This window comes from Acidaminococcus sp. AM33-14BH, from assembly GCF_003603525.1.
GTDB lineage: Bacteria > Bacillota > Negativicutes > Acidaminococcales > Acidaminococcaceae > Acidaminococcus > Acidaminococcus intestini.
Genome location: NZ_QTNG01000012.1, coordinates 52,361 through 77,347, shown reverse-complemented (window position 1 = coordinate 77,347; position 24,987 = coordinate 52,361). Strand labels below are relative to the sequence as shown.

General features: G+C 48.1%; 23 protein-coding genes. 9 read left to right on the top strand and 14 right to left on the bottom strand.

Annotation, left to right across the window (positions count from 1 at the left end):
- Positions 1-80 precede the first annotated feature (80 nt).
- Complete coding sequence (locus tag DW817_RS08990) at positions 81-581, top strand: hypothetical protein (protein WP_120112168.1); 501 nt, start codon at positions 81-83, stop codon at positions 579-581.
- Positions 578-1,852 carry a type II secretion system protein GspD gene (locus DW817_RS08985; RefSeq protein WP_120112165.1) on the top strand — a complete coding sequence of 425 codons (1,275 nt, stop codon included), beginning with the start codon at positions 578-580 and terminating at the stop codon, positions 1,850-1,852. Before DW817_RS08990 ends, DW817_RS08985 begins: the two co-directional genes overlap by 4 nt.
- Here DW817_RS08985 and DW817_RS08980 read toward each other — a convergent pair.
- Positions 1,849-2,805 (bottom strand): cation diffusion facilitator family transporter, encoded by a 957-nt coding sequence (locus tag DW817_RS08980; protein WP_243634112.1) that lies wholly within the window; start codon positions 2,803-2,805, stop codon positions 1,849-1,851. The genes DW817_RS08985 and DW817_RS08980 overlap by 4 nt on opposite strands.
- A 267-nt stretch (positions 2,806-3,072) precedes the next feature.
- Between DW817_RS08980 and DW817_RS08975 the strand changes: the two genes are divergently transcribed.
- Positions 3,073-3,705 (top strand): CoA pyrophosphatase, encoded by a 633-nt coding sequence (locus tag DW817_RS08975; RefSeq protein WP_009015629.1) that lies wholly within the window; start codon positions 3,073-3,075, stop codon positions 3,703-3,705.
- A gap of 61 nt (positions 3,706-3,766) precedes the next feature.
- Here DW817_RS08975 and yihA read toward each other — a convergent pair whose 3' ends face one another.
- The 5 genes from yihA to tig are packed head-to-tail and all read right to left on the bottom strand — an operon-like array spanning position 3,767 to position 10,035.
- Complete coding sequence (gene yihA, locus DW817_RS08970; protein ID WP_009015630.1) at positions 3,767-4,399, bottom strand: ribosome biogenesis GTP-binding protein YihA/YsxC; 633 nt, start codon at positions 4,397-4,399, stop codon at positions 3,767-3,769.
- A 5-nt stretch (positions 4,400-4,404) separates the two neighbouring features.
- Positions 4,405-6,723 (bottom strand): endopeptidase La, encoded by a 2,319-nt coding sequence (gene lon, locus DW817_RS08965; protein WP_243634111.1) that lies wholly within the window; start codon positions 6,721-6,723, stop codon positions 4,405-4,407.
- A gap of 57 nt (positions 6,724-6,780) precedes the next feature.
- The gene (gene clpX, locus DW817_RS08960) at positions 6,781-8,058 is read right to left on the bottom strand and encodes an ATP-dependent Clp protease ATP-binding subunit ClpX (protein WP_120112158.1); all 1,278 of its coding nucleotides are present in this window, start codon (positions 8,056-8,058) and stop codon (positions 6,781-6,783) included.
- A gap of 46 nt (positions 8,059-8,104) precedes the next feature.
- The gene (gene clpP, locus DW817_RS08955) at positions 8,105-8,695 is read right to left on the bottom strand and encodes an ATP-dependent Clp endopeptidase proteolytic subunit ClpP (protein ID WP_016459757.1); all 591 of its coding nucleotides are present in this window, start codon (positions 8,693-8,695) and stop codon (positions 8,105-8,107) included.
- Between the two features lie 20 nt (positions 8,696-8,715).
- Complete coding sequence (tig, locus tag DW817_RS08950; RefSeq protein WP_120112155.1) at positions 8,716-10,035, bottom strand: trigger factor; 1,320 nt, start codon at positions 10,033-10,035, stop codon at positions 8,716-8,718.
- 496 nt (positions 10,036-10,531) lie between these two features.
- On the opposite strand from tig, the gene DW817_RS08945 reads away from it, so the two are divergent.
- The 6 genes from DW817_RS08945 to DW817_RS08925 all read left to right on the top strand — a co-directional run bounded on the left by DW817_RS08945 (position 10,532) and on the right by DW817_RS08925 (position 15,621).
- Entirely contained in the window at positions 10,532-11,935 is a 1,404-nt protein-coding gene (locus DW817_RS08945) for a sodium:alanine symporter family protein (protein WP_009015635.1), read from the top strand.
- A 195-nt stretch (positions 11,936-12,130) separates the two neighbouring features.
- Positions 12,131-12,316, top strand: coding sequence for a ferredoxin (locus DW817_RS08940; protein ID WP_021736850.1), 186 nt, complete (start codon positions 12,131-12,133; stop codon positions 12,314-12,316).
- A complete protein-coding gene (locus tag DW817_RS08935; RefSeq protein WP_014128016.1) occupies positions 12,316-12,681 on the top strand; it encodes a DUF488 domain-containing protein in 366 nt (121 codons plus the stop codon). Before DW817_RS08940 ends, DW817_RS08935 begins: the two co-directional genes overlap by 1 nt.
- 1 nt (position 12,682) lies before the next feature.
- Entirely contained in the window at positions 12,683-12,850 is a 168-nt protein-coding gene (locus DW817_RS10635; RefSeq protein WP_021736851.1) for a hypothetical protein, read from the top strand.
- Positions 12,851-13,062: 212 nt separating this feature from the next.
- Positions 13,063-13,668 carry a hypothetical protein gene (locus DW817_RS08930; RefSeq protein WP_120112151.1) on the top strand — a complete coding sequence of 202 codons (606 nt, stop codon included), beginning with the start codon at positions 13,063-13,065 and terminating at the stop codon, positions 13,666-13,668.
- Positions 13,669-14,103: 435 nt separating this feature from the next.
- Positions 14,104-15,621, top strand: a complete 1,518-nt coding sequence (locus DW817_RS08925) for a phosphoethanolamine transferase (RefSeq protein WP_243634110.1) — start codon at positions 14,104-14,106, stop codon at positions 15,619-15,621.
- Positions 15,622-15,733: 112 nt separating this feature from the next.
- Here the strand turns inward: DW817_RS08925 and DW817_RS08920 are convergent, their stop codons facing one another.
- From DW817_RS08920 to DW817_RS08885, 8 genes are all read right to left on the bottom strand, one after another.
- A complete protein-coding gene (locus tag DW817_RS08920) occupies positions 15,734-16,735 on the bottom strand; it encodes an NAD-dependent epimerase/dehydratase family protein (RefSeq protein WP_009015640.1) in 1,002 nt (333 codons plus the stop codon).
- 291 nt (positions 16,736-17,026) lie between these two features.
- Positions 17,027-17,860, bottom strand: coding sequence for a carbon-nitrogen hydrolase family protein (locus tag DW817_RS08915; RefSeq protein ID WP_120112147.1), 834 nt, complete (start codon positions 17,858-17,860; stop codon positions 17,027-17,029).
- Positions 17,861-17,879: 19 nt separating this feature from the next.
- On the bottom strand, positions 17,880-18,896 hold the full coding sequence (locus tag DW817_RS08910; RefSeq protein WP_120112143.1) for a glycosyltransferase family 8 protein: 1,017 nt from the start codon (positions 18,894-18,896) through the stop codon (positions 17,880-17,882).
- Positions 18,893-19,984 (bottom strand): glycosyltransferase family 9 protein, encoded by a 1,092-nt coding sequence (locus tag DW817_RS08905; protein ID WP_009015643.1) that lies wholly within the window; start codon positions 19,982-19,984, stop codon positions 18,893-18,895. The genes DW817_RS08910 and DW817_RS08905 overlap by 4 nt, the downstream gene beginning before the upstream one ends.
- On the bottom strand, positions 19,965-20,747 hold the full coding sequence (locus DW817_RS08900) for a glycosyltransferase family 25 protein (RefSeq protein WP_022227263.1): 783 nt from the start codon (positions 20,745-20,747) through the stop codon (positions 19,965-19,967). The genes DW817_RS08905 and DW817_RS08900 overlap by 20 nt, the downstream gene beginning before the upstream one ends.
- Complete coding sequence (locus DW817_RS08895) at positions 20,744-21,931, bottom strand: O-antigen ligase (RefSeq protein ID WP_243634109.1); 1,188 nt, start codon at positions 21,929-21,931, stop codon at positions 20,744-20,746. The genes DW817_RS08900 and DW817_RS08895 overlap by 4 nt, the downstream gene beginning before the upstream one ends.
- Positions 21,932-21,994: 63 nt before the next feature.
- A complete protein-coding gene (locus tag DW817_RS08890) occupies positions 21,995-22,930 on the bottom strand; it encodes a glycosyltransferase family 8 protein (RefSeq protein ID WP_009015116.1) in 936 nt (311 codons plus the stop codon).
- Positions 22,931-23,074: 144 nt separating this feature from the next.
- Positions 23,075-24,919: an LTA synthase family protein gene (locus DW817_RS08885; protein WP_243634108.1), complete on the bottom strand. Its 1,845-nt coding sequence runs from the start codon at positions 24,917-24,919 to the stop codon at positions 23,075-23,077.
- Positions 24,920-24,987 lie beyond the last annotated feature (68 nt).

Genomic DNA, 24,987 nt, shown 5'->3' with positions numbered 1-24,987 from the left:
ATTAAGCGTTCTTTTAATAGAGTATCATACTTTTCTAAAAAAAGCTGAATATTTCTGTCATATCTTTCAAAGGAGGAATAATGATTCATCCATCAGCCCTGAAAAAAGCCTTGAAAGAAAGAAAAAAAAGATTTCTCTTCCTTTTTCCCTTTCCGCTTCTTATTGGCGTTCTCATCTTCCGTCCAAAAGATTCCTTGCCCAATGAGCCCCTTTCCCCACCGCCTGCCATTATACCCGTACTCCCCCAGAAAAAAGAAAAAGCAGGTCTTGTGCCGCCCCGTAGGGATCCTTTTGAAGGGTTGTTTCATTCCCATTCCCCTGTGCCGCATCCCTTTCCTACGGCTAAAGATGATTCCCCTTTCCCTTTTGGGAAAAGGGAAAAGACTGAAAGCCCAATGCTGCGCCTTAGCGGAATCCTCACGGTCGACGGATGCCGCAAAGCACTCTTCATAGGCCCAGAAAAGACCTATCTGCTGGAAACCATGGATAAGATTCCACAAAGAGGGCAAGTGCGCGCCATCCATTCCGATTCGATCATCTGGAACAATATGGTCATCCCCGTTGGTGAGGTGATTCCATGAAACGTTTTTTCTTCCTGTGCCTTTTACTTTTTGTATGCGGCAGAGCCTTTGCCGGTCCCTTGGTCAGTCTATCCGTAAAAAAAGCGCCGACCGAAGAAGTCTTTCGTTCCCTGGCTTCCATGAGTGGAAAAAACATTGTCTTTCCTGAAGCCCTTACGGGGGAACTTTCCCTCACCCTTCATGACGTGCCTTACGAAGAAGCCCTCCGTCTTGCTGCCGCTTCCCAAGGGCTTTTCCTTGAAACAGTCGGGGACGTCACCATCGTAGCTCCGGCAGGGACCATGGAAAGAGGGTTCGGTGCACTCACAGCCTACCCTCTTTCCTACGTTCCAGCAAAGGAAGCGGCTGAAACCTTGAAGCCCCTCATCAAGGCGCCCCTATCCTTTGATCAGACAAGCAATACTCTTTTTGTGCTGGGAAGTCCTGGAGATCAAGCGCGGGCCCAAAAGGTCCTTGCCCGCATGGACCGGCTGCAAAAACAGGTAACCTTGGAAGCCCGAATTCTCTCCCTGCAGGAAGACGCCTCCCGCGAATTGGGCCTCCAGTGGAAATGGAGCGGACTGCCGCAGCAAAATAGCGAAGAAACAGATGGCGGTACCTTCCATCTGGGGCATGGCTATACGGGCTCCTTTCAAGGCATCCTTTCTGCTCTCTGTCAAAAAGGAAAGGCAAAGGTCCTTGCCACGCCCCGCATTGTCACCGTGCCAGGAAAAGAAGGAAAAATCTTCATTGGTGACCATATCCCTGTCGTTACGGAAAAAGTTTCCAACGGCACCACGACAACCTCGACAGAATATGTAGATGCGGGTATCCGCCTTTCTTACACCCCCATTGTCGGTCCTGATGGCGTTATCACGGCTTCGGTCCATACGGAAGTCAGCACCCCAACCCTAATTTCAGAGCTCCACAATTACCGGATTACAAGCCGAACGGCGGATACGAATGTTCGTCTTCGGGAAGGCGAAACCCTCGTCATCGGCGGCCTGATCAGTGATGAGGAACAAAAACGTCTGGAAACCATCCCGCTCCTATCAAAACTGCCCCTGTTAGGGAATCTCTTTACCTTTCGGTCTCGCAAAAAAACGCGCACTGAAGTAGTTATGCTCCTTACGCCTTATCTGACTGAACCAGGTAGAAGTCCCGCCTTCATCCCCTATAAAGAAGATCCTCATTTTCTTCCGCCACTGCCTTTTTCCCAAAAAAAGGAGGGCGATGAGAATATAAGCCTCTCATATTCTCATCGCCCTCCCTCATTTCAAATTTCAGGTTAGCTTTCCCCTGTAATCCGATTGGATCCGATGGGGCAAAAAATAGTTGTTTTCGTATCATCTTTTGCAGCAATTTCCGGATCCGGCGAAACATGGACCATGCAGTGCTTGACTTCCGGGAAATGCCGCTCAATTGTATCATGGACTTCATCAGCAATGCGGTGCGCTTGAAAAAGGGTCAGGTTCCCGTCGGCAACAATGTCGATATCGACATACATCTTAGCACCAAACATACGGGTACGGAGCGAATCGATCCCGGTTACGCCACACTGCTTCATAACGAAACTTTTCATTTCCTCGATGGTACGGCCATTGGCCGCATGGTCGACGAGCTTATCGGAAGCATCCCGAAAAATACCAATCGAGGCATGGATAATCATCAAACAGATGACAACAGAAGCCAAGGGATCCATGATGCCATAACCCATACGCGCCCCCAAAATTCCGATGAAGGACCCAATCGAAGAAAGAGCATCACTGCGATGATGCCAAGCATCTGCCGATAGGGCACCGGAGTTGATTTTTCTTGCAGCCCTGATGGTATACCAAAACATAGCTTCCTTGGTAACAATAGAAACAATGGCAGCTGCCATGGCAATCAGGGCCGGCGATTCACGGTCTAGATACGTCTTATGGAGGATGGACTGAAGCCCTTCATAGCCTATGCCAAGGCCTGTGAACATAAGGACAAAGGCCAGAAAGAGGGTCGCAACATATTCCTGCTTTTCATGTCCATAAGGATGGTCTGCATCTGAGGAACGGCTAGCCAAAAGGACACCAAAGATTACGATGATGGTACTGAAAACATCGGAAGCGGAATGAATGGCATCAGAAATCATGGCCGATGAATGGCCCATGATGCCGGCTACAAATTTACCCACACTAAGGACTAGATTGACAAGGATACTTACGTAGGAAACGTGCATCGCAATATCGCTGGAGGACTGTTGTTTCAAGGACCGTCTCACGCTGATCACCTTTCTATTCTCAGAAAATGTAAGAAAAAACACGGGATAAAAATAACACCTGCGGAACGCTGCTGTGTCCCGCAGATGCTTTATCTACCTGCTGCCTATTCGGCCCGGTCGGTAACCCGACTTGTGCTTTATGTTTCCCTGTATAATAAATCATGGAAAGGTCCTTGTCAAGTTTTTTCGTCTCTTTACCGAAAAGGGAAAATCAGTTACACTATAGGAAACCCTAACGAAAGGATATCCCCACCTATGACTTTTCAAGCAATAGACACACTGCGCCGGATCATCCCTTCCCAACCATCTTCCATTGACAGTACACTCCATATCTGGGAATCAGCTGTCCTTCTACCTCTCATTGAAGGCCCTAAGGGGTGGGAAATCTTATTTGAAGTCCGTTCCTCGGCGCTTACCTGGCAGCCAGGCGATATCTGTTTTCCCGGCGGACATCGAGAGGACATGGACCGGAACCTCAGCGATACAGCCCTTCGGGAAACATCGGAAGAACTGGGAATCCCCCAAAATGAAATTACACTCCTGGGCCCGCTCGATTACTTTTATGGCGTCATGGGTCCCCTGATCTATCCCTATGTGGGAATCCTCCCCAAAGATTGCCCTCTCACCATTGAGCAAGACGAGGTTGCAGAACTTTTCACGATTCCAGTAGAAACACTCCTTTCCCTCACCCCGAAAAAAGGCAAGGTGGCCATTGGATCCAAACGGCTGGAAGGATTCCCGCCGGAACTTGAAACCCCGGAAAAGGAAGATTGGGTCATGCAGCATTCCTACGATATCTATTTCTATCGTTATAAAGAACGGCTCATCTGGGGCATTACGGCTCGCATCCTCACCCAATTCCTGGAACGTCTGCGAAAATCAAGATAAAAGGGATAAGGCCGGCAGCAAAGGATATCAATTCCTTGCTGCCGGCCTTTGATCATGGGGTTCAGTGTCCCAACGTAGCCAAAATCCGTTCGATTAGTTCTCGCCGGTTTGTGTGGGCCGTCGAGGTGTAGGTCAGGATGCGATCATCATCAAGACCAAAAGTTTTCTTATAAAGTTCCTTTTGAGCCGCCACAGCTCCTTTATTGAGCTTATCCGACTTCGTCAAAATAATCATAAGAGGGATTCCCAGACTAAGGAGCCACTGGTAGCAGTCAATATCGCTTTCCATGGGTGCGTGACGGATATCCATAAGGATACAGACAAGCTTCAGGTCCCGGGAATTTTCCATATACTTGCAGATAAAAGCAGACCACTGGTTCTTTTGGCTCTGACTGGTCCGAGCAAAACCATACCCTGGCAGGTCCACTGCATAAAAGGTATGACGCAGCGGTTCTTTCTCCGTTGTTTTCTTGGCACGAAAAGAATAGAAATTAATCGTTTGGGTCTTACCAGGAGAACTGCTGACGCGAGCCAATCCCTTTCGCCTTGCCAGCGAATTGAGCAGGGAAGATTTACCTACATTGCTGCGACCAATAAATGCAACTTCATCCACCGTATCCTGCGGGTACTGGGTGGCCTTGACGGCTGACGCGACAAATTCGCCGCCGACAATATCCCACTGCGTCATTACCATAATTGTTATGCCTCCAAAGCAAGTTTCGTGACTTGATCCATGTGATCTACAGGGATGAACTTCATGGATTTCTTAACATGATCAGGCAACTCTTCCAGATCCTGTTCGTTCTGACGAGGCAAGAGAATCGTCTTGATCTGGTAACGAGCCGCTGCAAGGACCTTTTCCTTAAGTCCGCCAATGGGTAGGACCTGACCGGTTAGGGTGATTTCACCAGTCATGGCAAGGTCCGCCTTGACCTTTCGTTTGGTAAGAGCCGATTCCATGGCCGTTGCCATCGTAATGCCTGCAGACGGACCATCTTTCGGGATAGCGCCTTCCGGGACATGGATGTGGATGTCGATTTTTTCATTGAAATCCGGTTCAAGGCCCAGCTCCTTGGCCCGGGACCGAATATAGGTAAAAGCAGTCTGGGCTGATTCCTTCATGACATCGCCCAATTGGCCCGTGAGGACCAGCTTGCCCTTGCCTTCACAGACAACCACCTCAATCTTGAGGAGCTCGCCGCCTACACTTGTCCAAGCAAGACCTGTGCAGACGCCAATAGCCGCTTTGGCCTTCATATCACTTTCAAGATAGACAGCAGGTCCTAAAAATTCCTTGAGGTTTGCCACACCGACAGAAACCTTTTCAATCTTTTTCTCAACAATCCGGCGGGCTGCTTTACGACAGATAGTGGCAATCTTGCGTTCGAGGTTACGGACACCTGCTTCCCGCGTATAGTCTCGGATAATATGCTCCAAGGTCTTGGGGGACAAAGTGAGGTTCTTAGCAAGAAGCCCACTGAGTTTTCGTTCTTTTGGCAAAAGATGCTGCTGGGCAATCTTGATTTTTTCTTCGTCCGTATAACTGTCAAGCTGGATGACTTCCAACCGGTCCAAAAGGGCTGGCGGAATTGTCTCGACGGTATTTGCCGTTACAATCCAGAAAACATTCGACATATCATAAGCAAACTCAATGTAGTGGTCGCTGAAATGGCTGTTTTGTTCCGGATCAAGGACTTCAAGAAGGGCTGAGGCCGGATCTCCCCGGAAATCCGCTCCCATCTTATCCACTTCATCCAGGAGGAAGACCGGATTATCGGTCCCGCATTCAATCATACCATGGATCAAACGGCCCGGCAGGGCGCCTACATAGGTTCGGCGATGACCGCGGATTTCCGCTTCATCCCGGACGCCACCCAGGGAAATGCGGGTAAACTTTCGATTCACAGCACGGGCAATGCTTTGGGCAAGGCTCGTCTTCCCGACTCCGGGAGGACCCACAAGACAGATAATAGGGCCACGGTTGCTCTTGGTAAGGGCACGGACAGCAAGATAATCCAGGATCCGTTCCTTGACCTTCTTCAAGCCGTAGTGATCCTTATCAAGGATCTGGGCAGCTTTTTTAATGTCGTAATTATCCTGGGTCATCTTGCCCCAGGGCAGACTCAGACAAGTATCAAGATAACTGCGGATGACAGCACTTTCAGCCATCATGGGGGGCATCTTGAGAAGCCGATCAAGTTCCTTGTCAAGGGCTTTTTTGACCTCTTCCGGGAGATTCAGTTTTGCCATCTTTGCCTTGTACTCATCCACTTCGGACTGCTTTTCGTCCCCTTCGTTGAGTTCCTTGCTGATAGCTTTCATCTGTTCTCGCAAATAATATTCACGCTGATTCTGTTCGATCTGCTTACGGACCTGCTGGGAAATGTTCTTTTCAAGGGTAACGATTTCCAGTTCCTTGCACAGATAGATATACAAAAGGTGCAGCCGCTCCTTGACACTGATGGCTTCGAGGAGTTTTTCCTTTTCCGGCACATCAATGGTCAAATAACCGCCAATCATATCGGCGACACGGCCTGCATCAGGCTGATCCTTGAAGGTCAGCATGACTTCGCTTGTCACTTTCTTACTTGCCAGCACCCATTGTTCAAAAGTCTCTACAAGCATACGCTTCAGGGCTTCCACTTCATTGCCCCTATTATCCGTATCCTCTTTGACTTCTACATGGGCTTCCAAGTTCATCCCAACTTCATCGATGACAGAGATGACCTCTACACGATAAAGTCCTTCTACGAGGATGCGCATCGCGCCGTTTGGCATCTTGAGCATCTGTTTGATTTCTGCAACAACGCCGAACCCATACAAGTCTTGCGCCGTCGGATCAGCCTCTTCAGCTGCTTTCTGGGTCACCAAAAGAATCCGTTTCGTTGTTGCCATAGCCGTTTCTACAGCCTTGATAGAGCGATCCCGCCCTACGTCAAGATTGATGATCATCCCTGGAAAGACAATCAAGCCGCGAAGGGCAAGAAGAGGCAATCTCATTGTTTCTACTTCAGACATCTGTTTCACCATCCTTATAGCGAAAAAGGGAAAAGGGGACCCCCTTTTCCTTTTTTCCTAGGCATTTTTACGTGCTTTTTTAGTTGCATCAACCTTTTTAAGAACCAGTTCCGGTTCCTTATGGGCCGTAACGACATCCCTTGTCACGATGCATTTTTCAACGTCATCGCGGCTCGGGACCTCATACATCACATTCTTCATGATGCCTTCAATGATGGCACGAAGTCCCCGAGCTCCGGCCTTACGGGCCAAGGCTTCGTGGGCAATGGCCTTCAGGGCATCATCGTCAAAATCCAGCTCGACATGATCCATGGCGAGGAAGGATTCATATTGTTTAGTCAGGGCGTTCTTCGGTTCCGTCAGGATTTTGACCAAGGCCGCTTCATCAAGCTGGTCCAAGGTGACGACAACGGGAAGACGACCGACAAATTCAGGAATCAGGCCATACTTTACAAAATCCTCAGGCAGGACCTTCTTAAAAGGATTGGCCATTTCCTTTTCCTTCTGTGTCTCGATTTCTGCACCAAAGCCCATGCTTTTCTTCCCCGTGCGGGCATTGATGACGTTTTCGAGGCCAGCAAAGGCACCGCCACATATAAAGAGGATATTGGTCGTATCAATTTGAATCAATTCCTGATGTGGATGTTTCCGTCCCCCTTGGGGCGGCACATTAGCAACGGTCCCTTCAAGGATCTTAAGTAGGGCCTGCTGCACCCCTTCCCCCGATACATCACGGGTAATGGACGGATTTTCGGATTTACGGGAAATCTTATCGATTTCATCGATGTAAATGATGCCCCGTTCCGCAAGCGGAATATCATAGTCGGCATTTTGGATCAGACGCAACAGGATATTTTCCACGTCTTCCCCAACATAACCAGCTTCCGTCAGGCTCGTTGCATCCGCAATGGCAAACGGCACCTGCAGGATCTTAGCTAGGGTTTGTGCAAGGAGGGTTTTCCCGCTTCCTGTCGGTCCCAGCATCAAGATATTGGATTTTTGCAATTCCACATCAGAATGATGATCCTGTTCGTAATTGATGCGTTTATAGTGGTTATAGACAGCCACGGACAGAGCCACTTTAGCGTCGTCCTGTCCAATGACATATTCGTCGAGGATCTTTTTAATTTCCTTCGGCTTCGGGAGATCGGTAATCTTTTCTCCCGCAGGTTTCTTGAGTTCCTTGTCGAGCATCTCGTTGCACAGGGCAACGCACTCATCGCAAATGAAAACATTATGGCCAGCAATCAGTTTCTTGACCTGACTCTGCTTCTTACCGCAAAAAGAGCAGGTATAATCTTGATCGAACGGGCCTTTACTATCATCGAATGCCATCTGACACCCCTCCTTACAATTGGGGCAAGACGGTTCTATCCATCAATCAAGCATGAACCGGAGATGCTACGACCTGGTCAATAAGGCCATAGGACAAGGCCTCATCAGCGGTCAGGTAGTGATCGCGTTCCGTATCCAATTTGATGGTTTCTGGGTCCTTCCCCGTATGGGCTGCTAAAATCTGGTTCATCTCTTCCCGTACGCGCAGGATCTCCCGGGCATGGATTTCAATATCCGTGGCCTGGCCCTGGGCACCGCCCAATGGCTGATGGATCATGACACGGGAATGGGGCAGGGCAAACCGTTTGCCCTTGGCTCCGGCTGCCAGGAGGATGGAGGCCATAGAGGCTGCCATGCCGACGCAAATGGTCGAAACATCTGGACGGATGTACTGCATGGTGTCATAAATGGCCAGTCCAGCACTCACACTGCCGCCAGGGCTATTGATGTAGAGATGGATATCCTTATCCGGATCTTCCGATTCGAGAAAGAGGAGCTGGGCTACAATCAGATTGGCCATATGATCTTCAATCTCTCCGGTCACAAAAATGATGCGATCTTTCAGAAGTCGGGAGTAAATATCATAACTGCGTTCGCCCTTGCTGGTCTGTTCAACAACAATAGGGACATAACTCACGCGGTCCACCTCCCAGTTGATTATTCTTCAGTCTTTTCTTCTTTTGCTTCTGCTGCACCTTTGGCAGAGCTGAGTACAAGATCAGCGGCTTTGCGGCGCATGATATTGGAAAAGAGCAGGGGCAGGGATCCATTTTCCTTAATGATTTTCTGGACCTGATGAAGGGTAGCACCCTGTGTATCAGCAATCTTCTGCATTTCCGCCAGCGTTTCTTCTTTCGTTACCTTAAGGTCTTCCTTCTTGGCAATGGCGTCAAGAACGAGATCAGCCTTCAGGTTTTCGAGAGCAACCGGTTTTTGTTCATCCCGATAGGTCTTCACATCTTTGCCGAGATACTGAAGATACATCGGAAGGCTCATGTGGTGTGCTTCGAGATTCATGGTCAGTTCGTCCACCATCTGGTTGGCGCGCTGGGTCACCATAACTTCCGGAACTTCAAAGGAAGCATTCTCCACGGCCTTCTTGATGACATCCCGCTCATAGTTGGCCTGAGCCTGATCTTCTTCAGATTTCTTCAGACGGGCCAGGGTCTTTTCGCGGAATTCAGCAATCGTCTTACTGTCAGAGTTTTTCTCAATCAGTTCGTCGGTCACTTCAGGAATTTCACGAACCTTGATATTCTGGACATGGACCTTGAAGACAGCGGCCTTACCAGCCAGTTCCTTCGCACCATAATCTTCCGGGAACGTTACATTGACATCGGTGGATTCATCCTTTTTCAGGCCGACCATTTGATCTTCAAAGCCAGGGATAAAGCTGCCGGAACCGATTTCCAGGGGATAGCCCTTGCCTTCGCCGCCTTCAAACGGTTCCCCGTCGATGGTACCGGCAAAGTCAATCGTAGCAAGGTCTCCCTTTTCCAGTTTCCGGTCTTCCGGAGCATCAACCAATTTAGCAGCCCGCTTCTGCAGGTTGCTGATGGCATCGTCCACATCCTTGTCAGTGACTTCACGGACAACCTTCTTGACATCGAGGTTCTTGTATTCACCCAGTTCAACTTCCGGACGGAGCGTGACCAAAAGGGTCATTTCCATTTCCTTGCCTTCTTCCAAGGTGGAATCCTTCAGTTCGGGATCTGTAACAGGAATGAAGTTGTTGTCATCAAGAGCCTTTCTGTAATTGTCATTAGCAAGGATCTGGAACGCTTCTTCCTTGATGGCATCCTTACCGACATGGGCTTCCAGGACCCGGCGCGGAGCCTTTCCTTTTCTGAAGCCAGGAATTGTGACCTGTTTGTTGACACGGGCAACGGCTCTTTCGAAACCCTTTGCGACTTCTTCAACAGGAATAGTGAATTTCAAAGTTGCTTCGTTACCTTTTCTTTCTACAGAAACGCTCATTAAAAAAATCCTCCTCACAGGCAGTCAGCTTCGAATTTGGTAGGTTATCTGACATACCATCATTAATTACTTAAAAAATCGCTCATATAGCATACCACAAAAGGTATAATTACGCAAATAGTCCCTTTCATTTCGTTTGCCTCCACGCCTGCCCTCATGCGGATTCCTGCATTGTCTCCTTGCTTGGGGGGAATTCATCCCATCTCCCTAGCCGCCTCAAGAAGCCCTCCTTATAATACAGGGATTTTTCGTCACCGCCGGGCTTTTTGGTGTGCAAAAAGACAGTGAATTATCTGATTTTGAAAACAAGTCTTTTCCCCCTATGCATTGTGATACAAGATTCCTTTCCATTTTGCTTAATTATGTTCCGAATATAAAATTATTCCCACTATATTTCACAAAAATGACATGTTTTCAGCCTTTTTATGATACAATAAAAGCAAAGCAATCCACAATTGGAACGGATGTGGATTCAACCCCAAAGGAGGCAATTCATATGTCAGAATTTCTACTTGCCCTGGACGATGTCCTCTATTATCCGATTCTCATCATCGTCCTACTCGCCGCTGGCCTTTACTTCACCTTTACAACGGGCTTTGTTCAATTTCGCTGGCTGCGTCAAAGCATCCGGGTCATTATGGAAAAACCGGAAAAAGAAGGCTCCATATCATCCTTCCAGGCCCTCATGGTTTCGACCGCGTCCCGTGTCGGCACGGGCAATATCATCGGGATTTCAACGGCCCTGTGTCTGGGCGGCTTTGGGTCCGTCTTCTGGATGTGGGCCATTGCCATGATTGGTTCAGCCACAGCCTTCATTGAAAGCACCCTGGCCCAGGTTTACAAACGCAAGGATGCAAATGGCGACAGCTACGGCGGCCCGGCCTACTACATTGAAACAGCCCTCCACAACAAGGCGCTGGCCATTGCCTTTGCCATCGCCCTTATTGTGACCTATGCCGGCGGCTTCAACTTGCTTGCTTCTTACAACCTACAGTCCACCTTCTCTGTATATGGCTTCTATGACAAAGCCACCACGCCTTGGATCATCGGTGGCCTTCTTGCCGTAATGGTTGGCTACTGCGTCATGGGCGGCGGTAAACGTATCGTTCATGTAACGGGGACCCTCGTTCCAATCATGGGCGTCCTTTATGTCCTGCTTTCCCTTGCTATCATCCTTATGCATCTTGATATGATTCCGAGCGTCTTAGGCGCTGTCTTTGCCGATGCCTTCAACTTCCAGAAAATCCTGGGCGGCATCAGCGCTTCCTGTCTGATGTTTGGGATAAAGCGCGGCCTTTATTCCAACGAAGCCGGCGTTGGTTCTGCTCCGAACGCAGCTGCAGCCGCTGACGTTTCCCACCCGGCCCAGCAAGGTCTCGTCCAGATGCTCTCTGTCGTCATCGACACCATTCTCTGCACCTGCACCGCCCTTATCTGCATGTTCTCCGGGATCATCCCGACCAAAGAGATGGCAGGGGCTCCTTACGTACAAGCAGCTACCCAAGTTGACTTTGGTGCCTTTGGCCCGATCATGATCACCTTTGCCATGGTCCTGTTTGCCTTCACGACCCTTTTGGGCAACCTCTTTTATGTCGACAACTGCCTAGCTTACCTGAATGGCGGCAAGACTCCCTCCAAATCTACTATGACCATCTACCGCATCATCGCCGTCATCGTCATCTTCGTCGGCGCCGGGATGAGCATGGACAACGCATGGGCCCTCGCCGATATCACGATGGCCTTTATGTGTTTGACGAACATCCCCTCTATCATGGCCATGAACAAAACGGCCATTGCCGTCATGAAAGACTATGGCCGTCAGCTTGCAGAAGGCAAAAAACCAGTTTTCAAGGCAAAAAATATTGGTCTCGACGACTCCAATCTTGACTTCTGGAAATAAGCTCCTGCATCCGTTCCTTACGAAGCTGCGCTTGCGCAGCTTCTTTTTTATCATGGTCACAAAAAATAGATTTCGTTGTTATGGCAACGGACAAGCCTGCTGCCCCACCTTACAATAAGGGATGAAAAGAGGGTTGGACAGGCCTTTTATAGAAAGGTCTCCACTCCCATCAGTCATCAGAGGGAGATGTTACTTATGAAATATCATGTTAATGACAGCTGTATCGGCTGCGGACTCTGCACGTCCACCTGCCCTGAAGTCTTTTCCATGGGAGATGATAATAAAGCCGTAGCCGCTGAATCCGTTCCTGCCGGTGCTGAAAGCTCCGCAGAAGATGCCATGAACGGCTGCCCCGTTGCCGCCATTGAGAAAGTGGACTGATGGAAATATGGCTGCGGCGTGTCTATGACCGCACAGAGAAAGGCCCGGAAGAGCGGGTTCTCGTTGACCGGCTCTGGCCGCGGGGGGTAAAAAAAGAAGCCATTCCAACTTGGGCTAAGCAGATTGCCCCCTCTCGGGAGCTTCACGATTGGTACAAGGACCATGACGAGGATTTTCAGGGATTCAGGGAACGTTATGAAAAGGAACTGTCTTTGAATCCTGCCGTTCCGCCTTTCCTTGAATTCCTTGAAGAAGCCCTCAAGAAAGGACCTGTCGTCTTTCTCTACGCTAAGAAAAGCAGAGAAGAAAACAATGCCCTTGTCCTCCGGGACTATGTGCTCCGTGCCTTACGAAAGGAGAACTGACATGTGTGACGAAGATATGATCTATGACTGCCCCTGCACGGTGGATTGTCCCCGCCACGGGCACTGTGTCAGCTGCATCGATCACCATAGAAAATTGGGTTGGCCCCTTGTTGCCTGCATGCAGAAAATGCTCAAGGAACACAAAGCCCAAAAAGCCGCTCAAAAATAAGGAAGCCGCATTAAAGGCCGCCGAAAGCACAAATCATTGCTCATCGACGGTCTTTTTTTGCGGTTTAATTATAAATAATTTATAAATAAAATATTAATATTTTATGAAAATCCTGTTGCAAAAATTCTTAAAAACATGTATTTTTGTAAATTAGATTCATGAGTCAATTTTTCTTTCCAGTTACTCAAAATACAAGTAAGAAGGAGCCCGTTATGAAAGATCCAACAACATCCGCCTCTTCCTTTTGGCCCAGGGCGGCCATTCTTTATTTTTTCGTTCTTTTCCCACTTAGCTTCCTGCTTCCTGGCCCCTTTGCGTGGGAAAACGGACCTATTGAAATGGGTCAAAACATGATCCTTCTTACAGGTATCATTTGGTCCATCTATCACTACACACAGGAGACGCACCTTCACAGGCCCTCTTATTGGCTTTTTGCGGCAAGCTTTTTCCTGCTTCTTTTCGGAAGGGAAATCAGCTGGGGCCGCGTTTTTCTTCTAAAAGAAATGACTGAGACAGGACCTGTTTTCTGGAGCATGAAAGACCTCCCCTATCATCGTGTCATAGACGGCGCCATTGGACTCTTATCGGCTGCGGTCATCCATCTCTTCTATCAGAGCGTGAACGTTCAAAAAACCTTGCACTGTCTTAAAAAGAACCGGCTCATGTTCCTTCTCACAGTCCTTGCCGCTATACTTGCCCTCATGGGGGATAAAGGCCAGCTCTTTCATGATTTCAGGGACGAGACCATGGAAGAATTATCCGAACTCTTTGTCTATCTTCAGGTCTTCTTTTTTATTCATCGATATCGCATCGCCTGACCTTTCTATCGTTTCAGAATTTCCTGAATGGAGAGCGCCCTATAGGGGCGCTTTTTTGATTTCAAAAGGTGGATAAGTTGGAAACTATGAGGTAAAAATAATAAGTATTCGCGATTATTATTTTCACATTTTTTAGAATAGAGGCGGCCCAATCATGTCAAAATCCTTTCCGACTCCTTCCAAGACCTTTTTCATTCTCTTTTTTCTCCATTTGTTTCTTTCCTTGGTTCTTAGACTTACGGGGCAATTGGAACCGCGTATATTCAATGAAATCCTCATTTATGGTGCACTTGCCGATTCTATGATTGGATTCCAATGGAACTATGATCCAAGTTATCTCAAGACATCTTCAGTACTCTTCCTTTTATACCTTCTTTCCATATATACCCTTCAAGACTTCAGTAACAATGGGCTTTCTGCCTCTGAAGCAATCGAATGGGGTACAACCTTATTTGCCTTTTTTCTTCATGGGGACTCTTATCCAATTCCATAAAACAGCCCCTTCTCCGCGTGTGCTGTCGCGCCATCTATTATGGCGGATTATGGCTGACGGCAAGCGTTCCGTTATTAGGGATTGGATATGGAATCGTAAGTGGAGGGCATGCCCTGTCGGCTGACCTCATATTGGCAGTTTTCCAGACAAATCCAGGAGAAGCACTGTCCTACCTGAAGGAACAGCCATTGTTTCTCTGGGCACTTTCCTTACTTGGAATCTTTGCCATCAGTATACTCGTAATCAGCCTTTCGAGGAAAATGCTGAAAGCCGCACCGGTTCAAAAGCCATCCATCATTTTGATTCTAATGGCTTTACTCGCTCTGAATATGAAGTCTACCCTTCCCCGCATAAAAATCTTCTACCTAGCAAACACAATCACTTCAGCCCGGGCCTCCCTGAAAGCCTACGAACAGTATAAAATCATGAGGGAAATCCGTCTGAACCGCTTGTCTGCGCTTCCCCCACTTTCCATAGATTCACAAGCCAGAGGAACCTATGTCCTTGTCATTGGAGAATCAGCATCCCGTGATCATATGCACGTATACGGATATGACCGACAAACCACGCCTTGGATGGATAAAATGGCGGTTTGTAAGGGAACAACCATTTTTTCCTATCCCTATGCCAATTACTGCCAAACCATCCTTTCCCTCACCTATGCCTTGAGCGAAAATAATCAGTACAATCACATTCCCCTTGAAGAAGCTTATTCCATCATCGATCTTGCGAAAGCAGCTGGCTACGATACCTACTGGATCAGCAACCAGGCAGGATTTAGTGCTTCAGACACGCCCATTACCATCATTTCCTCCACCGCAGCACATCATACTTGGATCAATGGAAGAGGCGCATCCCCCAGTGATTCCACATACCTTGATGGAAAACTTATTACAGAACTTCCAGATAACGTAGACCGCCCCAGTTTCATTGTCATCCATCTAATGGGCAGTCATTCCCGGTATGCAGATCGTTATCCCAAATCATACAGTCTCTTTTCGGGGAGAGGAAAATTTGTTGACGGCTATGACAATTCGGTTCGCTATGTCGACAGCGTCCTTCAAGGCATCTTTGAAAAAGTCCATAATTACTCCAATTTTCAAGGATTTCTTTACCTGCCTGACCATGGAGAAGATCCAGAATCAGGAAATACCCATTCTCCTGATAAATTTACCTTTCAAATGGTTCGAATTCCCTTTCTGGTCTATCTTAGTCCTAAGGCAATTGTCAATCGCCCAGAAATCCAAAAAGAATTGCAAAAACACAAAGATCTGCCATGGACCAACGATCTAGCCTATAATTTGCTTATTTCCCTACTGGGAATCCAGAATGCCCCATACGAAGAAAGACAATTCGCTCTTGCTCCCCCAACCTATCAGCTCAACTGGGAGAAAGTAAAAACGCAGCACGGAACCAAAAGTCTTTCCGAAAAAATAGATCCTCACTTCCGTTTTAAGTAAAGGAAATCCCCTTATTGTACAAACACCCGTACAATAAGGGGATTTCCTTCTCATAGGCTTAAATCTCGCCAGGAATGGGTTCTTATCGACAGATTCCTTTATTGAGTAGGCACTATGCAGTCCAATGGTAATACGCTTTATACCACTGGGCAAATTTCTTGAGTCCTTCTTCAATTGTCGTCGTCGGTTTAAAGCCAAAATCCTTTTCAAGGGCCGATACATCTGCAAAGGTCTGGTACACGTCACCGGGCTGCATAGGAAGGTATTCCTTTTGGGCCTCTTTTCCCAGTGCCTTTTCCAGGATCTCAATAAAGGTCATCAGCTTTACAGGCGTGCTGTTGCCAATATTATAGATTCGGTAAGGGTCCCCGCCAAAACCATCTTGGGGTGGATGGGGAAGCAGGTTTTCGATACCCGTCACAATATCATCGACATAGGTAAAGTCACGGTACATATCGCCATGGTTATAGATGGTAATGGGCTCATCTTTCATGATTTTATTGGCAAACTTGAAATAGGCCATATCAGGCCGGCCGAAAGGACCATAGACCGTAAAAAAACGCAGTCCTGTCGTAGGAACCCCATAAAGATGACTGTAGGTATAAGCCATAAGTTCATTGGATTTTTTAGTAGCTGCATAAAGACTGATCGGATGGTCGACCGGGTCTGTGACGCTAAAGGGGGTTTTTTCTTGATTGCCATAAACGGAGGAACTCGAAGCATAGACGAGATGGTTCACCGAATGATGACGGCAAGCTTCCAAGATTGTAAAAAAGCCCACGATATTGGAATCAATGTAGTCCCGAGGGTGATCAATGCTGTAGCGGACGCCGGCCTGAGCCGCAAGGTTCACGACAATTTTGGGGGACAGCTTCGTAAAGACCCCTTCCACGGCGTCCTTGTCACTGATATCCCCTTCTGTAAAGGAAAAACCAGGATAATAGGAAAGGCGCTTCAGGCGCTCCTTTTTCAAGGCCACCTCATAATAGGCATTGAGATTATCCATGCCATGAACGGCATAGCCCTTAGAAAGAAGCCGCAAAGCAAGGTGATACCCTATAAAGCCAGCTGCACCCGTAATGAATATCGGCACAGCTTCTATTTTGCAATCCATAGGAAACGCTCCTTTACTGACAAAATTGCCAAGAAAGATGGCTATATTTTTATTATAGTACAACTACCTAAAAAAAGCACCGTTTCCACAAACTGTCACCTAGCCTCAGGTTTTAGTAAAAACAATTCTTGAAAAATTTGACACACGGGCAAATACCTCACCAAATACACAAAAAGTGTTCGCTGTCTGGCTTGCCTGATTGAACGCAAACTGTACAAAAACATGCCGCCAGTTTCTCAAAAGAAAATCCCATAGACCGCCATAAGACTGGTCAAATGGGAGTTACCGATTCTATTTCAAGCAGAGGGAATAAATATCTTCCCGTCGATTTTGGAGGGTAAAGGTCTCCTTTCGCACCTTCGACACAAGGTCAAGGTCGATGGGTGCGTAAATAACGCCTGTTTCCGTCCCGTCTGCTTCGGCAAGGACCTTTCCCCGCGGATCGACGATCAGGGAGTGACCATAGGCCGTAAAGCGAGGCTTCTTTCCCACTTGGTTCGGTGCAATGACGTAGCATTCATTTTCAATGGCCCGGGCCCGAACAAGGACTTCCCAATGGGCGCGGCCCGTTGCTTCCGTAAAGTTCGCAGGAAGCACCAGAATCTGTGCGCCCCGAAGGGCCATAAGACGGAAGAGCTCTCCAAACCGCAGGTCATAGCAGATGCCAAAGCCCAAAGTACCGACACCAGCCGTCTTCACCGTCACGATTTCATGGCCCGGTGCTACATGACTTGATTCGCGGCTTGTCACCCCTGAATCAAGGACCACATCAAAGGGATGGAGCTTGCTGTATTTTCCGAGGAATGCCCCATCAGGACCTAGAAGGAAGGTCGTATTATAAGGGCGGACCGGATCGTTTTCATTTCTTTCGTAAAGACTCCCACCCTCGATATAGACGCCATATTTTCGGGCAAGGGCGCTCAAATAGGTTGCCGTTTTCCCACCAGGAACCGCTTCTGAAAGGGCCGCATAATCGCGGCCCAAATAGGCCATGGTCTCGGGAAGGGCGATAAGCTTGGCGCCTTTTTTGGCCGCTTCTCCAATGAAATCAGCCGCGACAGAAAGATTCTGATCCTGATTGGATGTGGTATCCATTTGAATGGCAGCAACAAGAAACGTTGTCATATAAAAACCTCCTTGGGTCTTACTTTGCCCTTCGGGAAATCAAAAAGCGTCCTTTTAATATCGCGTAATAAGCCATTCCCTTTACATAATCCCGGAAGCTTTCTTTTCTGCGATACTTTGCCCATTCCTTGAAATCATGATAGTTTTCTGGTTTAAGGATGGGCAAAATAGCCGTCAAGGTCTCCCACGGAGAGGCCGCATTATAGGACCGCCACTGAGCATCATAATCGGACAGGACCATCTGCCATGGTTTGCGCCGCCCTGTCCAATGAATGATTGTCCCTTTTTGCTGGGGGTCATCTTCACCACCGCCAAATTCATTGTAAATAGACGGCAAAAAAGCATTTGTCCCATCAAAGACAATGTTGAGGATATCCTGGCTTTGACCCAAAAAACGTTCTTTTGGTTCCTTCTGTAGGGAAAAGGCCTTTTCCGTAATGTTTTGTTTCTGCCACTCTGGGATATTCACCATCATGACTCCGTCATTAAAGTAACGGCCATTATTAAGATGAAGATAGTCACCACGGCGCTTGGCATCGGGCATCCGTTCTGAAACAGCCCCCATAGCTTTTCCCGTAAGGTCCCAATGATAGAGCTCGTCAAGGGGCCGGATGACCATAGTATCGGCATCAAGATAGAGAAAATGGTCCGTTTCTGCAGCAAGGATGAGGGGCATCACAATCCTTCCATAAGTAATCCGGGAAAAACGCTCCACTTTGACATGAAAATCAGCAAAGGGCTCCATATGAAGGGTATAGAGCTTGATGACGCAGCCATAGCGGTCAGCCAGCTGCTCCATCTTTTGGGCATTTTCCTTGCTGTACCCATCAGTAAAGATGTGAAACATCACCGCACGATGGGCATTATTTTCAAGGACACTGACAAGGCTTGCGCCCATGATCTGAAAATAGCCGTCATTGACGTTATAGGCAACGTGCAAGGGCGCTTTGTCCGTCTTTTCCGCGTTTTTTGAAAAGGTCTCCACCCCTTTTAGGAAACGGGCGGGGACAAAGTAACCGTCTTCAAACGTTTTCATAGGGATTCAAGCATCTCCTTCACAGTCTCTTGGACCATAGATAAGGTCACACTTTCTTCGCAAAGGTTCTTTGGACATTTCTTGGGTCCGATGCAAACATGCTTTCCCGAACAGGGAACATGACCGCTGACAGCCCAAGTTCGTTCCCCACATCCCTGATAGATCTCAGGGGAGTTAAAGGTAAAAATTGTCAGGACGGGACACCCTGCCGCGGCGGCAATATGGGTTGTGCCCGTATCGAGGGTAATGGCGCAGTCGGCCCGTCTCATAAGCGCCACCAAAGCGGGAAAGGTCGTTTTTCCCAGGGTATCGATGATGCTTTCGGGATGCTTCATCCGGTTTTTGATGGCGTCCATCTTAGGACGATGCGCTTCAATGCCCGTTATGATGACGGACGCATCATAGCTCGTGATGAGCCAGTCAGCAAGGGCGGCGAATTTTTCAGCCCGCCAGTCCTTTGCCTTTGCGGTCGTCTCCACGCAAAAAAGCACCTTTGGTCCCTTGGCAGAACATCCAGCAAGCAGGGCATCAGCGGCGGCAAGATCCTTTGAGGCTGATGGGACAAGGGCAGGAGGAATGAATTCCTGTGATTCATCACCAAAATAATCCCGCATGAGACGCTGATAGCTTTCTCCCATGCGGTGATTTTTATAATCCCAAGACGCTCGATAAGAAAGGTCCTGGGTATAAAACCACTTTTCCCAACCCAGTTCCCAGCCTAAGGCACGCTCCATACTGAGCCGAAGGGGAATGCGAGCAATCCATTTCATGAGGGTAACCCGCTCCCTAGGATCGAGGGAAATCCCCAAATCATAGCCCTCTTGGGACAACTTTTTCCCCATTCGGATTACATCCAAGGCCCCTCCGCCGCTTTGATAGGTATAAGGAATAACACGATCGACACCACAGATCAAAGAGGCAGGCAGAGCGACGGAATCTTTCACCAAGTAGTGGATTTCACTATGAGGATACTGTTCCTTGAGAACGGGAATCACAGACGCTGCTGTAATGACATCACCCAGATGCATGATACCGTCAAGAAAAATCTTTTTTATTCTATTACGTGGCTTAGTGTCTATATTCATCATAATATAACTCTTGTAAGTGCCGTACTACACGCTTCAATTGGAGTATAATTTTTTGCGATGGACTATTTTGATTGTATAAGGCCTTTACATTTCCATCTTTAATTTTTTTTGGAAATTGACAACTATCGTCATAACGTTTTTCCATTTGATCAATTATAGAATTAGAAGACATAGTAGGATTGAGTTCAACGTAATTGAAATCTGTACTATATAATTTTATGTATCCCAGTTGTTGATAAATGGCCCAAGCATCATATTCTATTCTTACAGGAATTAATGCCTTCACCAGATTCTCAGCAGCCTTTCGATTGATAATATACCCGCATGCCATTGTACCTGCTAGCATATGAAGAACATGATGATTACCACCTAATGGGTACACAACTTTTCCTTTGCCATTATTTCTTCTTAGGAGCAAGACGCTAGGTTCTATCTGAGAATTCATAAACGATTCAATTCTCGGATAAGCATCTAAAAATTCATTAGATAGATGAATATCATCTTCAAAAATAGTCCAATAAGGTGCATTCGTTGATAAAAAATCTTTGCACACCTTTAAATGGGATAAAACGCACCCAACTTCTCCAATAGTAAGAAGACCGTTATCCCCGCGGCATTCCTTTAACTGGGTTTCATTGAGTTCATTTCCCATAATGGCTTCAAAAAAGTTTGGTTCAATTCCAAGGTCATGAAAATTGCGGGAAACACTCTCGCTTCTTTCTGCCGCTTTTGCTGCATTGATAATGGAATGATTAAAAATCATAACGTCTTCTCCTCCTTATTGCCTAAGGAAGTTTCCAATCGTAAGCAGCATCCTGTCATGAAAAGAAGGGTCTTTACAGCAGCAGACATACCCAGCGTGTAATCAAACATCCCCACTGTGCAAAATCCTATCCAAGCACAAAATCCTGCAAACGCATAGGGATTTTCCACATGACGAAAAAGATAAAAGGAGGAAAGGATCCAGGAAGCAAGTCCCATAAGGCCGACAAGACCGCTGTCCACGGCCGTTTGGACATAAATGTTATGAAAATGATGCAAGCCCTGCGTATCAGCCTTGGTGCGGTAATGGGCCAGATAGGCCTTCCCCCCTTGGAGGATGCCAAAACCAAAGACCGGTTTATCCTGAATCATGACAGCCGCTTTCTTCCATGCTTCGATTCGGTCTCCATTGGACCGATCAGTCGTCACATTCGAAATAGAAAAAAACCGTTGGGAAAGGGCGGGACTTGCGGCAATCACGGCAAAAGAGCAGCTTAATGCCAAAAGGACCGCGACAATCCTTGAATTTCGTTCCCGCAAACTCTCTGCGGTCACAAGAATCACAGATACGAAAATGCCCACCCAAGAGCTTCTTGTGCCGCTGCCAATGGCGCCTAGGACAATGAGAACGGCTGCCACTAGAAGCCCATTCCTGTGGAAAATCTTTTCCGCCTTTTGCAGCCAAAGGATAATGCTTGCAGGAAAAACGGTAGCAACAATACTAGCATGACGCAGCCACCCATCCCCCAAGCCATGGGCACGGTCAGCTCCCGTAATGAGCCGTTCACCAAAAGTACAGAGTCCATCAAAGGCAATAAAAGCAATGAAACAGAGAAGCGCCTTTTTGATGGCTTTTTCATCGACATCGAGAAAGAGCAGCATGGGAAGGACAACAATGCGGCCCACTATGGAATTGAGATATTTCCCAAAGGAAAAACTCACATCAGGGCTCAAAAGGGCCGACGGCAACAGGGTCAGGGCAAAAAAGGCATAGGCCCAAAAATAGTGCTTTACGTGCGGCGCCAAATGAAAGGTTTCCCCGCGGCGCCTGCGCTCGATAACATCAACGAGAAACAGTACAATGGCAAGACCATAGAAAATATTCCCCACCGCAATGGACATGCGCTGCGTGCACATGGCAAGGGTCAGCGCTGTAAGCGAGTACCCACTTAACTTCTTTTTCATCATCATACTCCTCTTGATTCAAATTCCTTTCGTTGGGAGCGATTTTCGCGTTAGGTTGTCGCCTTATTTTTTCCCCAGAAGCCGTGTCCAGATTTTTCCCAAACGAATCCGCATTTCCTGACGCCACAGGGATTTCCCCGTCATATCCCCGGGCTGTGGCATGGGTGCGTCGCAAAAAGCCGTCTTTTTGAGGACGTCGTAATAGGCACGGTTAAAATGCTCCGATATCTGAAATTCCCACGGTTTATAGCGCCCTGCCCAGTGGATGACGGCCGGGTTTTGCAGGGCCTCGATTGCTTCAAGCCGCAAAGCCCCTTTTTTGAGGACCTTTAGGGGCATGCCAAAAACAGGAGGAATGACATTCCAGCGAAGGGGCAAAATAGACCAATTCCCCATAAAGACTTTATTGAGCCCATCTTGGTCGTGATGGCGGTAGGCATGGCTCGTGACGCATTGCAGGACCTTCTCCCCATAGCCTTCTTTCCGAAAGGCAGCAAGATCCATGATCATAACGCCCGAATTAAAATAAGGAGCGCCCAAGGGCAGGCCTAAAGATTCCGCTTTTTGGCGGCGCATCCTTGATGAAGCCATGATACCAAAATCCTTGACGGCACCAATAGGATGACCGTCAAGAGGAAAGTCCCACAGCTTTGCCACATCATCCTTTACCACAAGATCCGTATCAAAATAAAGGGCCTTTGCAACCGCTAAGGGCAAAAGTTTTGCAATAAGAAGGCGAAGGTAAGCCGCCTTATGGATATGACCGCTTGTGTAGGCATCTACGGCAATGCCCTTTGTATCAATAAAAGTCACAAGACCTTTGAGGTCCTTGATGGTGCGCTCCACCATCTCTTTTTTTACACCGGTGATTCCATCATCAAAGAGATAAAAATGAAGGGGCCTGGAATCTGTATGGCAAAGCAGCATAGAAGCTGCTGCAACGGCTGCGTGCTGGGCATAGCGATCATCACAAGCAAGGACAATGGCAATTTCGTCCATAATCTACTCTCCTGTCGTCTGACACTTCACATACTCCTTATCATACAATGGAAATGGCAGGAGCACAAGGGAGGCGGCAGGAATTCCTGCCGCCTCCCTTGTGCATTCGACGGTTATCTTCCTAAAATAGACTTATACCGCCGTTTATTCGATTGACCTAATCGCATTGCCATTTTTGATTCTCCAAATGGCAATGGTCCGGGCCGCTTCGATTTCTGCCTTGAATTCCTTATCTTTGAGGTCCTTTTCTTCGCCGATTTGTCCATTCTCAATATAAAGGCGATGGTTGAAGGCTCGCCGGGAATCAAAAAGGGAGGGAAGCAGGGATTCATAGGTCTCTCCTTGGGGCAGGATGAGTTCTGCCAAGGTCGGCGCAATCTGGAGATGGCTGCCGGCGGCGTCTTTGGCAAAGAGGTCCGTAGTAATGCCAGCGCCATAGAAGAAGCAGGGAATGCCGCTTTTTTCCCATAAGGAAACATCGTTGCTGAAATTGAAGCGCTCCGCGTGATCGCCTGTAACGACAAAAAGGGTGGATGGGTCATAGGCTTCGGCGGCTTTGATGAATTTTCCCATCACGTCGTCGGCATACCAGATATGGCCCAGCTGGTCCAAAGTCTTCTTGTCCTTGGGAATGGCAGGTCCCCGCTTTTTAGCTACACGGTCCCGGGAAAATCCCTTGCTGTCCACATCAAAAGCAAAGGGCGGATGGTTGCTCGTTGTAAGGATGAAGTAAAAGGTATCTTCCTCATCTTTTTGCATGGCCTTCAGCACTTCCTCAAAGAAGGGGCCGTCGGCAATCCCCCAGGAAGAGCTTTCTCCAAGGCCGGAGAATTCGTCGGCACAGTGGAATTCATCAAAGCCTTCGCGGCGCGTAAATTTTTCAATATCCTGCCAGCTGCGCAGGCCGCCATACCAGAACTGGGTCCGGTAGCCCATCTTCTTCATGACGGCGCCGATGCCGAGGCCGTCGACGGGATCCCCGTTCTTTCCCATGATATAGTTGACGTAAAGGCCAACATCGGGAAGGCCTGTAACGAATCCATTGAGGCTCGTCATGGTCCCCGTACTGTTTGCGAGGAACTGGTACGTATGGGCCCCGTGCGCTTCAAGGAATTTCCCCGTTGAGGCAAGGTTCATATCCTCATAGGAAGGCAAAAGGGGCCAGAGGGCATAGTTTTCCCCTAAGATGACCACGACATGGCGGGGCCGCTTGACGCGGGCTACCGTCTTTTTGGTGCGCGTAAAGGCTTCATCGATGGTCGCCGCGTTCCCATTGCCGCCAAGAAGCCAAATGGCCGCCCGCACTTCCTCCACCGTAAGGGGGCGCAGAACTTTTTCCGTCGCCCGTTTATGGGTGGCATAGGCGCGGTACAGGGCCTGTCCATCATCGAGGATGGCTTCATTGAGGAGTTTCGATTTGGTGCGGGCTGCGCTTTCCCAGTGGATTCCATCATCGGAATGAAAGCCGCCGCCAAAGCGGCAGAAGATGGCAAAAATAGGGATGAAAAGCAGCGCACCAGCAAAAAGGGCCTTGACGCGGCGCTGAGGCGCAATGCCCTTTCGTTCCTGCAGCCGATGCCAAAGATGGATGACAAGGGCCGATAGAAGGAGGACACCCACAAGGCGCGGGAAAAGCTGATATTCTTTTACGGCTGTATCCCAAATGGCATGCATATCATCTTTCATGCCGTTAAAGAGCATGATGTTGTATGTTTCCTGGAAAATGGCATAGTAGGGAATGCGCGCCACAAAAAGAAAGGTCATGACAAAGAGGGAAAGGCCTGTAAGGAGGGTCCTCACGGCTTTTTCCGGATAGCGGGAAGAGAAGCTTCCCGGTACGGTTGCCAAAAGAAAAGGAAGCCCCACAAGAAGGACCGTCGTCTTAAGACTGATGCGAAAGCCAAGATAAAGGGCATAGAGGATTTCTGAAGCGGAAACCGCATTCAGCTGGCTGCGGAAAAGAACGAGAAAAGCCACTCGGAAAAGCATGAGGAGCCCTTCCAAATAGAGAAAATATCGCAGATCTTTTTGCAAAAGAGTAAGAAAACGGTGCATAT

Bases quoted from the DNA above. Each gene is read 5' to 3' on its own strand.
- DW817_RS08990 (WP_120112168.1), top strand. From the start codon at position 81: ATGATTCATCCATCAGCCCTGAAAAAAGCCTTGAAAGAAAGAAAAAAA.
- DW817_RS08985 (WP_120112165.1), top strand. From the start codon at position 578: ATGAAACGTTTTTTCTTCCTGTGCCTTTTACTTTTTGTATGCGGCAGA.
- DW817_RS08975 (WP_009015629.1), top strand. From the start codon at position 3,073: ATGACTTTTCAAGCAATAGACACACTGCGCCGGATCATCCCTTCCCAA.
- yihA (WP_009015630.1), bottom strand. From the start codon at position 4,399: ATGGTAATGACGCAGTGGGATATTGTCGGCGGCGAATTTGTCGCGTCA.
- lon (WP_243634111.1), bottom strand. From the start codon at position 6,723: ATGTCTGAAGTAGAAACAATGAGATTGCCTCTTCTTGCCCTTCGCGGC.
- clpX (WP_120112158.1), bottom strand. From the start codon at position 8,058: ATGGCATTCGATGATAGTAAAGGCCCGTTCGATCAAGATTATACCTGC.
- tig (WP_120112155.1), bottom strand. From the start codon at position 10,035: ATGAGCGTTTCTGTAGAAAGAAAAGGTAACGAAGCAACTTTGAAATTC.
- DW817_RS08945 (WP_009015635.1), top strand. From the start codon at position 10,532: ATGTCAGAATTTCTACTTGCCCTGGACGATGTCCTCTATTATCCGATT.
- DW817_RS08940 (WP_021736850.1), top strand. From the start codon at position 12,131: ATGAAATATCATGTTAATGACAGCTGTATCGGCTGCGGACTCTGCACG.
- DW817_RS08935 (WP_014128016.1), top strand. From the start codon at position 12,316: ATGGAAATATGGCTGCGGCGTGTCTATGACCGCACAGAGAAAGGCCCG.
- DW817_RS10635 (WP_021736851.1), top strand. From the start codon at position 12,683: ATGTGTGACGAAGATATGATCTATGACTGCCCCTGCACGGTGGATTGT.
- DW817_RS08930 (WP_120112151.1), top strand. From the start codon at position 13,063: ATGAAAGATCCAACAACATCCGCCTCTTCCTTTTGGCCCAGGGCGGCC.
- DW817_RS08925 (WP_243634110.1), top strand. From the start codon at position 14,104: ATGGGGTACAACCTTATTTGCCTTTTTTCTTCATGGGGACTCTTATCC.
- DW817_RS08920 (WP_009015640.1), bottom strand. From the start codon at position 16,735: ATGGATTGCAAAATAGAAGCTGTGCCGATATTCATTACGGGTGCAGCT.
- DW817_RS08915 (WP_120112147.1), bottom strand. From the start codon at position 17,860: ATGACAACGTTTCTTGTTGCTGCCATTCAAATGGATACCACATCCAAT.
- DW817_RS08910 (WP_120112143.1), bottom strand. From the start codon at position 18,896: ATGAAAACGTTTGAAGACGGTTACTTTGTCCCCGCCCGTTTCCTAAAA.
- DW817_RS08905 (WP_009015643.1), bottom strand. From the start codon at position 19,984: ATGATGAATATAGACACTAAGCCACGTAATAGAATAAAAAAGATTTTT.
- DW817_RS08900 (WP_022227263.1), bottom strand. From the start codon at position 20,747: ATGATTTTTAATCATTCCATTATCAATGCAGCAAAAGCGGCAGAAAGA.
- DW817_RS08895 (WP_243634109.1), bottom strand. From the start codon at position 21,931: ATGAAAAAGAAGTTAAGTGGGTACTCGCTTACAGCGCTGACCCTTGCC.
- DW817_RS08890 (WP_009015116.1), bottom strand. From the start codon at position 22,930: ATGGACGAAATTGCCATTGTCCTTGCTTGTGATGATCGCTATGCCCAG.
- DW817_RS08885 (WP_243634108.1), bottom strand. From the start codon at position 24,919: ATGCTTTTCCGAGTGGCTTTTCTCGTTCTTTTCCGCAGCCAGCTGAAT.